11 protein-coding genes are annotated in these 12420 nt (G+C 69.0%); 7 read left to right on the top strand and 4 right to left on the bottom strand.

Annotated elements, in window-relative coordinates:
- Positions 1-13 precede the first annotated feature (13 nt).
- The 3 genes from hutH to hutG are packed head-to-tail and all read left to right on the top strand — an operon-like array spanning position 14 to position 3547.
- The gene (gene hutH / locus VV867_RS08250) at positions 14-1546 is read left to right on the top strand and encodes a histidine ammonia-lyase (RefSeq protein WP_275628349.1); all 1533 of its coding nucleotides are present in this window, start codon (positions 14-16) and stop codon (positions 1544-1546) included.
- Positions 1543-2751, top strand: coding sequence for an imidazolonepropionase (gene hutI / locus VV867_RS08245; RefSeq protein WP_328566073.1), 1209 nt, complete (start codon positions 1543-1545; stop codon positions 2749-2751). Before hutH ends, hutI begins: the two co-directional genes overlap by 4 nt.
- Positions 2744-3547 (top strand): N-formylglutamate deformylase, encoded by an 804-nt coding sequence (gene hutG / locus VV867_RS08240; RefSeq protein WP_328566072.1) that lies wholly within the window; start codon positions 2744-2746, stop codon positions 3545-3547. Before hutI ends, hutG begins: the two co-directional genes overlap by 8 nt.
- 867 nt (positions 3548-4414) lie before the next feature.
- On the opposite strand, the gene VV867_RS08235 is transcribed toward hutG, so the two are convergent.
- The 4 genes from VV867_RS08235 to VV867_RS08220 form a co-directional block, all read right to left on the bottom strand.
- Positions 4415-4846 carry a hypothetical protein gene (locus VV867_RS08235; protein ID WP_328566071.1) on the bottom strand — a complete coding sequence of 144 codons (432 nt, stop codon included), beginning with the start codon at positions 4844-4846 and terminating at the stop codon, positions 4415-4417.
- Between the two features lie 91 nt (positions 4847-4937).
- A complete protein-coding gene (locus VV867_RS08230; protein ID WP_177412144.1) occupies positions 4938-5399 on the bottom strand; it encodes a M23 family metallopeptidase in 462 nt (153 codons plus the stop codon).
- Positions 5400-5443: 44 nt separating this feature from the next.
- A complete protein-coding gene (locus VV867_RS08225; protein ID WP_109937223.1) occupies positions 5444-5917 on the bottom strand; it encodes an NUDIX domain-containing protein in 474 nt (157 codons plus the stop codon).
- Positions 5914-6348: a hypothetical protein gene (locus tag VV867_RS08220; RefSeq protein ID WP_109937224.1), complete on the bottom strand. Its 435-nt coding sequence runs from the start codon at positions 6346-6348 to the stop codon at positions 5914-5916. Before VV867_RS08220 ends, VV867_RS08225 begins: the two co-directional genes overlap by 4 nt.
- Before the next feature lie 111 nt (positions 6349-6459).
- On the opposite strand from VV867_RS08220, the gene pip reads away from it, so the two are divergent.
- From pip to mdoH, 4 genes are all read left to right on the top strand, one after another.
- Positions 6460-7431, top strand: a complete 972-nt coding sequence (gene pip / locus VV867_RS08215) for a prolyl aminopeptidase (protein ID WP_109937225.1) — start codon at positions 6460-6462, stop codon at positions 7429-7431.
- Positions 7428-7865, top strand: a complete 438-nt coding sequence (gene dtd / locus VV867_RS08210) for a D-aminoacyl-tRNA deacylase (RefSeq protein ID WP_109937226.1) — start codon at positions 7428-7430, stop codon at positions 7863-7865. Before pip ends, dtd begins: the two co-directional genes overlap by 4 nt.
- A 215-nt stretch (positions 7866-8080) precedes the next feature.
- Positions 8081-9655, top strand: a complete 1575-nt coding sequence (locus VV867_RS08205) for a glucan biosynthesis protein G (RefSeq protein WP_109937227.1) — start codon at positions 8081-8083, stop codon at positions 9653-9655.
- The gene (gene mdoH / locus VV867_RS08200) at positions 9648-12233 is read left to right on the top strand and encodes a glucans biosynthesis glucosyltransferase MdoH (RefSeq protein ID WP_109937228.1); all 2586 of its coding nucleotides are present in this window, start codon (positions 9648-9650) and stop codon (positions 12231-12233) included. Before VV867_RS08205 ends, mdoH begins: the two co-directional genes overlap by 8 nt.
- Positions 12234-12420 lie beyond the last annotated feature (187 nt).

The raw sequence follows: 12420 nt of genomic DNA, 5'->3' as shown, positions 1-12420 counted from the left end.
TCCGGGAGTTCCGATGTCCTCCGCTTCCATCATCACCTTCGGCGACGCGTCCCTGCACTGGCAGGACGTGGTCGCCGTGGCCCGCCACGGCGCCCGCCTGGAGCTGTCGGCGGCGGCCTGGGCGCGCATCGACAACGCCCGCGCCATCGTCGAGCGCATCGTCGAGCGCGGCGAACGCGCCTACGGCATCAGCACCGGCCTCGGCGCCCTGTGCAACGTGGTGCTCGAAGGCGAGCAACTGGCCCAGCTGTCGCGCAACACCCTGCTCAGCCACGCCTGCGGCGTCGGCGAGGCGCTGAAGGACGAGCAGACCCGGGCGATCATCTGCGTCGCCATCGCCAACTACAGCCTCGGCAAGTCCGGCCTGCACCGCCGCGTGGTGCAGGCGCTGCTGGAACTGCTCAACCGTGGCATCACCCCGCGCGTGCCGGCCCAAGGCTCGGTGGGCTACCTGACGCACATGGCCCACGTCGGGGTGGCCCTGCTGGGCGTCGGCGAGGTGAGCTACCAGGGGCGCATCGTCAGCGCCGCCGAAGCGCTGGACGCCGAAGGCCTGGCGCCGGTGGAGCTGGGCGCCAAGGACGGGCTCAGCCTGGTCAACGGCACGCCCTGCATGACCGGCCTGTGCTGCCTGGCCCTGGAAGACGCCACGCGCCTGGCGCACTGGGCCGACGTCATCGGCGCCATGAGCTTCGAAGCCCTGCGCGGGCAGACCGACGCCTTCGACGCGGAAATCCTCGCGCTCAAGCCGCACCCCGGCGCGCAGCTGGTGGGCGAGAACCTGCGGGCGCTGCTCGATGGCAGCGAAGTGCTCGCCAGCAGCCGCGGCATCCGCACCCAGGACGCCCTGAGCATGCGCTCCATGCCGCAGATCCACGGCGCCTGCCGCGACCAGCTGGCCCATGCCGCGCGCCAGGTGGAGATCGAACTGAATTCGGCCAACGACAACCCGCTGGTGCTGGGCACGCCCGAGCACTACCGGGTGGTGTCCCAGGCCAACCCCCACGGCGAATCCGTGGCCATGGCCGCCGACCTGCTGTGCATCGCCGTGGCCGAGCTGGGCGGCGTCGCCGAGCGCCGCCTGGACCGCCTGATCAACCCCCTGGTCAGCGGCCTGCCGGCATTCCTGGTGAGCCAGCCGGGGGTCAACTCGGGGATGATGATCGTGCAGTACGTCGCCGCTGCCCTGGCCGGCGAGAACCGCCAGCTGGCGCAGCCGGCGGTGGTGGACAACTACGTCACCTCGGGCCTGCAGGAAGACCACCTGAGCCTGGGCACCAGCGCCGCGCTCAAGCTCGGCCGCTGCATCGGCAACTGCCAGCAGATCCTCGCCATCGAGTACCTGCTGGCCGCCCAGGCTTTCGAGTTCCTCAAGGAACAACGCTTCGGCGCCGGCACCACGCGGGCCTGGGAGCTGCTGCGCGAACAGGTACCGGCCTACGACACCGACCGCTGGCTGGCCCCGGACATCGCCCGCGCCGCCGCGCTGCTGGCCGACCGCCGGGCGCTGCAGAACGTCGGCGCGAGCATCGGGAGACTGCAATGAAACAGCTCTGGCACAACTGCCATGCCGCCACCATGGCCGGCGGCAAGTACTCGATCATCGAGGACGCCGCCATCCTCACCGAGGGCGCGCGCATCCACTGGATCGGCCCCCATGCCGAATTGCCGCTGCACGAGGTGCAGCGCAGCCATGACCTGGGCGGCGCCTGGCTGACCCCGGGACTGATCGACTGCCACACCCACCTGGTGTTCGGCGGCGACCGCAGCGCCGAGTTCGAGCTGCGCCTGCAGGGCGCCAGCTACGCCGAGATCGCCGCCGCCGGCGGCGGCATCGCCAGCACCGTGCGTGCCACCCGCGAGGCCAGCGAGGAGGAGCTGCTGGCCAGCGCCATCAAGCGCGCGCGGCCATTGCTGGCCGACGGCGTGACCGTGCTGGAGGTGAAGTCCGGCTACGGCCTGGACCTGGCCAGCGAGCGCAAGATGCTGCGCGTGGCCCGGCGCCTGGGCGAGGTACTGCCGGTGACGGTGCGCGCCACCTGCCTGTCGGCCCACGCCCTGCCGCCGGAATACGCCGGCCGCGCGGACGACTACATCGAGCTGATCTGCTCGGAAATCCTCCCGGCGTTGGCGCAGGAAGGCCTGGTGGACGCGGTGGACGCCTTCTGCGAGCACCTGGCGTTCTCCCCGGCGCAGGTCGATCGGGTGTTCCAGGCCGCCAAGGCGCTGGGGCTGCCGGTGAAGCTGCATGCCGAGCAACTGTCGTCGCTGCATGGCTCCAGCCTGGCGGCGCGCTACCAGGCGCTGTCCGCCGACCACCTGGAATTCATGACCGAGGAAGACGCCATCGCCATGGCCAGGGCCGGCACCGTCGCGGTGCTGTTGCCGGGGGCCTTCTTCGTCCTGCGCGAAACCCAGTTGCCGCCGATGGAAGCCCTGCGCAAGCACGGCGTGGCCATCGCCCTGGCCAGCGACCTCAACCCCGGCACCTCGCCGGCGCTGTCGCTGCGCCTGATGCTCAACATGGGCTGCACCGCCTTCCGCCTCACCCCCGAGGAAGCCCTGGCCGGCGTCACCCTGCACGCCGCCCGCGCCCTGGGCCTGGAAGCCGACCACGGCAGCCTGGAGGCGGGCAAGCTCGCCGACTTCGTCGCCTGGGACATCCAGCGCCCGGCCGAGCTGGCCTACTGGCTCGGCGGCGACCTGCCCAAGCGCATCATCCGTCACGCAGAGGAAGTCTCCTGTGGATAACGTACTGAGCTTCAGCCGCGGCCGCGTGCCGCTGCTGGTGAGCATGCCGCACCCCGGCACCCGCCTGACCCCGGCGGTGGAGAACGGCCTGGTGGAGGAGGCGAAGGAGTTGGCCGACACCGACTGGCACATCCCGCGCCTGTACGACTTCGCCCGCGAGCTGGGCGCCAGCACCCTGGCCGCCAACTACTCGCGCTACGTCATCGACCTCAACCGCCCGGCCGACGACAAGCCGCTGTACTCCACGGCCACCACCGGCCTCTACCCGGACACCCTGTTCGACGGCCGCCCGCTGTTCCACGAAGGCCAGGCGCCCTCGGCCGAAGAGCGCGCGCGCTACCTGGCGGAGGTCTGGACGCCCTATCACCGAACGCTCGCCGAGGAGCTGGCGCGGCTGAAGGCCGAGTTCGGCTATGCCCTGCTGTGGGACGCCCACTCGATCCGCTCGCACATCCCGCACCTGTTCGACGGCCGCCTGCCGGACTTCAACATCGGCACCAACTCTGGCAACAGCTGCCCGGCCGACCTCGCCGAACGCCTGCAGGCGGTGTGCGCAGAAGCCGAAGGCTACAGCCACGTGCTCAACGGCCGCTTCAAGGGCGGCCACATCACCCGCCACTACGGCCAGCCGCAGCAGGACGTGCACGCGGTGCAGCTGGAACTCGCGCAGTGCAACTACATGGACGAGCAAGCGCCCTTCGCCTACCGCGAAGACCTGGCCGCCCCGACCGCCGCGGTGCTGCGGCGGATGCTGGAAACCTTCCTGGCCTGGGGCCGCGAGCGTTACGGCCGTTGACGCCGATGTAGGGCGAATAACCGTTTGCGATTATCCGCCGTTGCGCACTGTAGGAGCGGGCCCTGCCCGCGATTCGCGCGCAGGGCGCGCTCCTACAGGGGAATGGCGTGGGTGAGGCAGCGTAGGCGCGGATCTCATCCGCGAATCGCGCCGGAACCTCCGGCTATCGCGGACAAAGTCCGCTCCTACGACCGTGCCCAGCCGCTGGCCAATGAAAATGGCGGATAACGCCGTAGGCGTTATGCGCCCTACGGGTCAGGATGACGCCTGATTTTCCAGTCGCTCAGGACGGCCCCCTCCCCCGCTTGCGGGAGAGGGTTGGGGAGAGGGGCGGGGCCAACCTCAGGCACCGTGGCTGCCGGGAAACGCGATTCGCGCGCAGGGCGCGCTCCTACAGGGGAATGGCGTGGGTGAGGCAGCGTAGGCGCGGATCTCATCCGCGAATCGCGCCGGAACCTCCGGCTATCGCGGACAAAGTCCGCTCCTACGACCGTGCCCAGCAGCTGGCCAATGAAAACGGCGGATAACGCCGTAGGCGTTATGCGCCCTACGGGTCAGGATGACGCCTGATTTTCCAGCCGCTCGGGACGGCCCCCTCTCCCGCTTGCGGGAGAGGGTTGGGGGAGAGGGGCGAGGCCAACCCCAGGCACCGTGGCTGCCGGGAAACGCGATTCGCGCGCAGGGCGCGCTCCTACATCGGAATGGCGTGGGTGGGGTAGCGTAGGAGCGGATCTCATCCGCGAATCGCGCCGATACGTCCGGCTATCGCGGAAAAGTTCCGCTCCTACGGGTGGGAATGCCGTGCCTCAGGGCGACCTGTAGGAGCGGACTTCGTCCGCGATTCGCGCGCAGGGGACGGCGCGAGCGTCACTCCCAATCCAACCGCGCCAGCTTCCATTCGCCGTCTTCCAGCCACCATTCCAGCTTCACGTCGTACAGCCTTGCGCTGTCGGGGATCAGCCCCTCGGCGCCGGTCAGGCCGACCTTGGCCTCGGTGTAGCCGCGGCGCGACACCGCCGGGTCGATCCAGCTGTTCTTCGCCGGGGCCAGCACGCCTATGTTCTGGTGGCGGAGGAACAGGACCGCCATGGTGCGCCGGGCCCAGTCGCGGTCGTTGACCTGCTGGGCGCGGAAGTCGCCGGCCAGCTGGTCGAGCACGGCGCCGGTCTTCTTCGCTTCGATGTTCGCCTGCAATTGCTGCACGGCGGCTTCCAGAGCGGCCTGCGGGTCGTCCTTGCCGCAGCCGGCGAGCAGGGCGAGGCACAGCAGCAGGGGCAGGGCGAGGATCCTGGCCAGCATGTCGAACTCCTTTTCAGGGACGGGGAGCCCGGCACCGTAGCGCAGATGCTTGGCTTGCGGCCACGCCGGGAGTGTTTCCAAAGTTCGCCGCTCAGGGCGCCTGGAGGAACCGCCCGGGGTCGATGAAGAACATCTTCTTCCAGCCCTGGGTCTCGTCGGTCGCCGCCCAGGGCCGCGGCAGCAGCGACAGCACCGCGTAGTGCAGGTGCGGCGGCTTGCCGGCGGCATTGCCCGAGCTGCCCACCGCGCCGACCACCTGGCCGCGGCCCACCGGCTGCAGCGGCGCCACGTTCCAGGCCTGCAGGTGCGCCAGGTAATGCAGGCGCCATTTCGGCCCGAGGATCAGTACCACCTTGCCGCCCAGGCCGATCTCGCCGCGGTACAGCACCAGCCCCGGGACCGGCGACAGCGCCGGGGTGCCGGCCTCGGCGAAGATGTCGATGCCCTTGTGCACCCCGGAGATGCCCCAGGGCTCGTACCAGAAGGAGCGGCGGTTCCAGTCCCGCTGGCTGGCGCCCTGCACCGGGATGACCGGCCGCTCCGGCAGCAACATCGGCAGGGCCAGCAGCGCGGCGAGCGGCAGCAGCCAGCGGCGTTTCACACCTGCAGGCCCAGGTGGCGGATCAGCGGCGCCGGCGCGGCCAGGCGCTCCCAGACGTCGTCGAGCAGCTCGGCGGGGTAGAAGGAGGGCAGGGCGCCCAGGTCGGCACGTGGCACCCAGGCCACCTCGCGGATGTCGAATTCGTCGCCGCCCAGGCCCCGCAGGTTGTCCAGGCTCAGCTCGCCCCGCCAGGCGTCGATGCGGTAGAACAGCTCCATGTGGAAGCGCCCGGCCAGCGGCTCGGCGAATTCGCGGACGTACACCAGCGGCCCGACCTCCACTTCCAGCCCGGTTTCTTCACGGCATTCCCGCTTCACGGTGTCGCGCGTCGAGCGGTCGCACTGCGACTCGAAGCCGCCGCCCGGGGGGATCCAGTAGACGTCGCCGGCCACCTCGTGGCGCACCAGCAGGATGCTCTGCTCGCGGACCAGCAGGCCGGCGGCGCGGATGCGGTGTTGCAGTGGGTTCATCGCCAGTCGAGCCTCGCCAGCTTCCAGGTGTCGCCGTCGTGCCGCCATTCCAGGCTTACGCTGTAGGGGCGGTTGCGCCGGCGCTCGGGCAGCAGGCCGTCGCCGCCGGTCAGCGCCAGTTCCGCCCGGGAATGGCCGACGTCGGCGTAGTTGCGGTCGACGCGGCTGCTGCGGCCCAGGGTGATGAAGCGCACCCGCGGCTGCTGGACGAATACCTGCGCCAGGGTCCGGCGCACCCAGTCGCGGTCGTATTCGCCCTGGGCGCGGAAATCCTCGTGCAGCTGCGCCAGCACGGCGCTGGTGGCGCGCTCGTCGAGGTTGCGCTGCAACTGGCGCACCGCGTCGTTCAACTGGCCCTGGGGGGAGTCGCCGCTGCACCCGCCCAGCAGACAAATGACGCACAGCAGGCAAAGATACAACTTCCTCGGCATCCCGAGTGAACTCCTTTATCGGTTTTGCGCGGGCACAGGTATCATGCCCGACACGCAAGGGATGGTATCCGGTCGAGGGACGGACCGTACGTAAAGATTCAGGAGTGCGCCATGCAGCTTTTGTATCCGGAAATCAAGCCTTACGCCCGGCACCAGCTGGCCGTCGACGAACCGCACGTCCTCTACGTGGATGAGAGCGGCATACCGGACGGCTTGCCGGTGCTTTTCGTGCACGGCGGCCCGGGTGCCGGTTGCGACGCCCTGTCCAGGCGTTTCTTCGACCCCAACCTGTACCGCATCGTCACCTTCGACCAGCGCGGCTGCGGCCGTTCCACGCCCTTCGCCAGCCTGGACGAGAACACCACCTGGCACCTGGTGGCCGACATGGAACGCATCCGCCAGCACCTGGGCATCGAGAAGTGGGTGCTGTTCGGCGGCTCCTGGGGCTCGACGCTGTCGCTGGCCTATGCCCAGGCGCATCCCGAGCGCGTCCACGCGCTGATCCTGCGCGGCATCTTCCTGTGCCGCCCGCAGGACCTGCGCTGGTTCTACCAGGAGGGCGCCAGCCAGTTGTTCCCCGACTACTGGGAGGACTACCTGGCGCCGATCCCGGCGGACGAGCGCGGCGACCTCATGCAGGCCTTCCGCAAGCGCCTGGTGGGCAGCGACCAGATCGCCCAGATGCACGCCGCGCGCGCCTGGTCCACCTGGGAAGGGCGCACCGCGACGCTGCGGCCCAACCCGGCGGTGGTCGACCGCTTCAGCGACCCGCACCGCGCGCTGTCCATCGCCCGCATCGAGAACCACTACTTCGTCAACGCCGCCTTCCTCGAGCCGGACCAGTTGCTGCGCGACATGCACCGCATCGCCCACCTGCCCGGCGTCATCGTGCACGGCCGCTACGACGTGGTCTGCCCGCTGGACAACGCCTGGACGCTGCACAAGGCCTGGCCGAACAGCGAGCTGCAGATCGTCCGCGACGCCGGCCACGCGGCCAGCGAGCCGGGCATCGCCGATGCCCTGGTGCGCGCCACCAACGAGATCGGCCGGCGCCTGCTGAACCTGCCCCCGGAGGCCGAATGAAGGCGCTGATCCAGCGCGTGAGCGCCGCGCGGGTGGAAGTCGACGGGGAAATCGTCGGCGCCATCGACCAGGGCCTGCTGGCACTGGTCGGGGTCGAGCCGCAGGACGACGAGGCGAGCGCCCAGCGGTTGCTGCACAAGCTGCTTAACTATCGAGTGTTCGCCGATATTGAAGGTAAGATGAACCTTTCTCTGGGCGACACCGGCGGCGGCCTGCTGCTGGTCTCGCAGTTCACCCTGGTCGCCGATACCCGCAAGGGCCTGCGGCCGAGTTTTTCCAGCGCGGCGCCGCCGGCCCGGGGCGCCGAGCTGTTCGAACATCTCGTGGATCAGGCACGAGCCCGTCATCCGCTGGTCGCTACCGGCCGGTTCGGCGCCAACATGCAGGTCCACCTGGTCAACGACGGGCCGGTGACCTTTCTTCTGGAGGCGTGAACAGGCGGCAGTCCGTAATCGGGCCGCAGGATGATGGCAACTCGCATGCGACTAGAACAATGGCTCCCCGGAAGCCCAGGCCGCAAGGCCGGGCAAGGGTTCTTCGCGATCGCGGGGAATCATTCGGGCTCACCGGGGTCGGAATTCAATCGCCGGCACCTTGGCATTGCCAGGGCCGGCCTTGGTTTTTTCAAGTTCACGGACGAGGGGGACTCGTGATTTTTCGTTCCGTTCAACACACCGCTTCCCGTAATTTCCTGCGCGACCTGATGCTGGTCGGCTCCGCTTTCCTGGCTCTGGGCGCCAGTCACGCCTGGGCTTTCAACATCGATGACGTCGCCGGCGAGGCGAAGAAACTGGCAGGCGAGAAGTACAGCGCGCCGGCCAGCAACCTGCCGTCGGTATTCAGCGAAATGAAGTTCGCCGACTACCAGCAGATTCGCTTCCGCATGGACAAGGCCTACTGGGCCGACGAGAAGGAGCCGTTCAAGCTCAGCTTCTATCACCAGGGCATGCACTTCGACACCCCGGTGAAGATCAACGAGGTGACGGCCACCAGCGTCAAGGAGATCAAGTACGATCCTGCGCGTTTCGACTTCGGTTCGCTGCAGTTCGACGCCAATGCCACCAAGGACCTCGGCTACGCCGGGTTCCGCGTGCTCTACCCGATCAACAAGGCCGACAAGCTCGACGAGATCGCTACCTTCCTCGGCGCCAGCTACTTCCGCGTGGTCGGCAAGGGCCACGTCTACGGCCTGTCCGCCCGCGGCCTGGCGCTGGACACCGCGCTGCCGTCCGGCGAGGAGTTCCCGCGCTTCCGCGAGTTCTGGATCGAGAAGCCCAAGCCCCAGGACAAGCACCTGGTGATCTACGCCCTGCTGGATTCGCCGCGCGCCACCGGCGCCTACCGCCTGGTCCTGCGCCCCGGCAAGGACACCGTGGTCGACGTGCAGGCCAAGGTGTTCCTGCGCGACAAGGTCAACAAGCTCGGCATCGCGCCGCTGACCAGCATGTTCCTGTTCGGCTCCAACCAGCCCTCGGAGCAGCACAACTTCCGTCCGGAGCTGCATGACTCCACCGGCCTGCAGATCCATGCCGGCAACGACGAGTGGATCTGGCGCCCGCTGAACAACCCGAAACATCTCTCGGTGAGCAGCTACGCGGTGGAGAACCCGAAAGGCTTCGGCCTGCTCCAGCGCGGCCGCGAGTTCAGCCGCTACGAAGACCTGGACGATCGCTACGACCTGCGCCCGAGCCTGTGGATCGAGCCGCGCGGCGAGTGGGGCAAGGGCAGCGTCGAGCTGGTCGAGATCCCCACCCCGGACGAGACCAACGACAACATCGTCGCCTTCTTCAACCCGGAGAAGCGCCCGGAAGCCGGCCAGCCGCTGGAATACGCCTACCGCATGCACTGGACCATGGACGAGGACGCCCTGCATTCGCAGAAGGTCGCCCAGGTCAAGCAGACCCTGCGCTCGGTGGGTGACGTCAAGCAGGCCAACCTGATCCGCCAGCCCGACGGCAGCACCGCCCTGGTGGTGGACTTCGAGGGCGCCAACCTCAAGGTCCTGCCGGCCGACGCCGCGGTGACCACCCAGGTGAGCACCGACGACAATGCCGAGGTCAAGGAGAACAACCTGCGCTACAACCCGGTGACCCAGGGCTGGCGCCTGACCCTGCGGATCAAGGTGAAGGATCCGAAGAAGCCGACCGAAATGCGTGCGGCCCTGGTCAAAGATGGACAGACCCTGTCCGAAACCTGGAGCTACCAGCTGCCTGCCGATGAATAACACCACCACCCACAAGGCTTCGCTGGGCGAATACCTCGAGCACCTTCCGCTGACCGCGGAAGGGCGCGAGCGCCTGGCGCGCAGCGCTTCCTTCAGTGACCTGCACCAGCGCCTGGCGGAGGAGGCCGGCACCGCGCCGGCCGCCACCGACGACGTGGCGCTGGGCTCCATCGGCCCGCGCCTGCTGCTCGGCTACGGCCAGGAGCTGCAGGAAACCGGCATGCTCGGCCTGGACGACAACGGCCGCGCCTACCTGAGGGCGGCCCCGCCGATCCAGCGCACCAAGGTGCTGCCCGAACCCTGGCGGACCAACGTGCTGGTGCGCGGCTGGCGTCGCCTGCTCGGTCGCAGCAACCCGTCCAAACCCGCGCGCGACCTGCCCAAGGCGCGCTGGCAGCGGGTCGGCTCGCTGCGCCGGATGATCCTGCTGCTGCTGATGCTCGGCCAGACCAGCATCGCCACCTACTACATGAAGGGCATCCTGCCGTACCAGGGCTGGGCGCTGATCGACCTCGAGGAGATCAACCGCCAGACCTGGCTGCAGACCCTCCAGCAGGTGCTGCCGTACCTCATCCAGTTCGGCGTGCTGCTGCTCTTCGCCATCCTCTTCTGCTGGGTCTCGGCCGGTTTCTGGACCGCGCTGATGGGCTTCTGGGAGCTGCTCAGCGGCCGCGACCGCTACCGCATCTCCGGCAGCAGCGCCGGCAACGAGCCGATCGCGCCCGATGCGCGGACCGCCATCGTCATGCCGATCTGCAACGAGGACGTGCCGCGGGTCTTCGCCGGCCTGCGCGCCACCTTCGAGTCGGTGGCGGCCAGCGGCGAGCTGGACCACTTCGACTTCTTCGTCCTCAGCGACACCTACCAGGCCGACATCGCCGTGGCCGAGGAGCAGGCCTGGATCGAGCTGTGCCAGGAGACCAAGGGCTTCGGCAAGCTGTTCTACCGCCGGCGCCGGCGCCGGGTGAAGCGCAAGAGCGGCAACATCGACGACTTCTGCCGGCGCTGGGGCAGCCAGTACAGGTACATGGTGGTGATGGACGCCGACAGCGTGATGAGCGGCGACTGCCTGGCCAAGCTGGTGCGGCTGATGGAAGCCAACCCGGAGGCGGGGATCATCCAGACCGCGCCCAAGGCCTCGGGCATGGACACCCTCTATGCGCGCATGCAGCAGTTCGCCACCCGCGTCTACGGCCCGCTGTTCACCGCCGGCCTGCACTTCTGGCAGCTGGGCGAGTCGCACTACTGGGGGCACAACGCGATCATCCGCATGAAGCCCTTCATCGAGCACTGCGCCCTGGCGCCGCTGCCGGGCAAGGGCTCGTTCTCCGGGGCCATCCTCTCCCACGACTTCGTCGAGGCCGCGCTGATGCGCCGCGCCGGCTGGGGCGTGTGGATCGCCTACGACCTGGAGGGCAGCTACGAGGAACTGCCGCCGAACCTGCTGGACGAGCTCAAGCGCGACCGCCGCTGGTGCCACGGCAACCTGATGAACTTCCGCCTGTTCCTGGTCAAGGGCATGCACCCGGTGCACCGCGCGGTGTTCCTCACCGGGGTGATGTCCTACCTGTCGGCGCCGCTGTGGTTCTTCTTCCTGGTGCTGTCCACCGCGCTGCTGGCGGTGCACCAGCTGATGGAGCCGCAGTACTTCCTGGAGCCGCGCCAGCTGTTCCCGATCTGGCCGCAGTGGCACCCGGAGAAGGCCATCGCGCTGTTCTCCACCACCCTGACACTGCTGTTCCTGCCCAAGCTGCTCAGCGTCATGCTGATCTGGGCCAAGGGCGCCAGGGCCTACGGCGGCGTGGTCAAGGTCACCCTGAGCATGCTCCTGGAAATGCTCTTCTCGGTGCTGCTGGCGCCGGTGCGCATGCTCTTCCACACCCGCTTCGTGCTGGCCGCCTTCCTCGGCTGGGAAGCCCAGTGGAAGTCGCCGCAGCGTGACGATGACGCCACGCCGTGGAGCGAGGCGCTGCGCCGCCATGGCATGCAGACCCTGCTGGGCCTGGCCTGGGCGCTGCTGGTGGTGTGGCTGAACCCGCGCTTCCTGTGGTGGCTGTCGCCCATCGTCGGTTCGCTGATGCTGTCCATCCCGGTGTCGGTGATCACCAGTCGCGTCAACCTGGGCCTGGCCTCGCGCGACGAGAAGCTGTTCCTCATCCCCGAGGAATACGACACCCCGCGCGAGTTGCGTTCCACCGACGAGTACACCTACCAGAACCGCTGGCAGGCGCTGAAGGACGGCTTCGTCCGCAGCGTTTCCGACCCGCTGCTCAACGCCCTGGCCTGCGCCATGGGCACCGCCCGCCACGCCCGCTCCGAGGCCATCGAGGCGGCGCGCCAGCGGCGTGTGCAGCAGGCCCTGGAAGGCGGCCCGCAGGCCGTCGCCGGCGAGGCCCGCCTGGCCCTGCTGAGCGACCCGGTGGCGCTGTCGCGCCTGCACCTGCAGGTGTGGGAAGGCGGCCACGAGAACTGGCTGGAGCCCTGGCGCAAGTCGGTGCAGGCCGACGCGCACAGCCCGGCGCTGCCCCTGGCGCCGCCGGCCGGCGCCGGCGTGGGCATGCCGGCCGCGCAGTCCTGAGGGCGTGCCACTCCCCGCCGCCCGGCGGGGAGTGGCAGGTCGTCGCGACGGTTTTCCCGGCACCGGACTGCTGTTAACCTGCGCCATCGATCCAGAAAGTCTCCCGACGGACGGCGACAGAGGGTAGGATTCGCACCCTTCAGCGCCCGGCGAGGCTTTGCGCGGCAGAAAGACCGCCACTGGATGC

This window comes from Pseudomonas sp. JH-2 (assembly GCF_036231725.1).
Lineage (GTDB): Bacteria > Pseudomonadota > Gammaproteobacteria > Pseudomonadales > Pseudomonadaceae > Pseudomonas > Pseudomonas delhiensis.
Note: the sequence above shows the minus strand (reverse complement) of the source record. Positions and strands in the feature narration are given on the sequence as shown.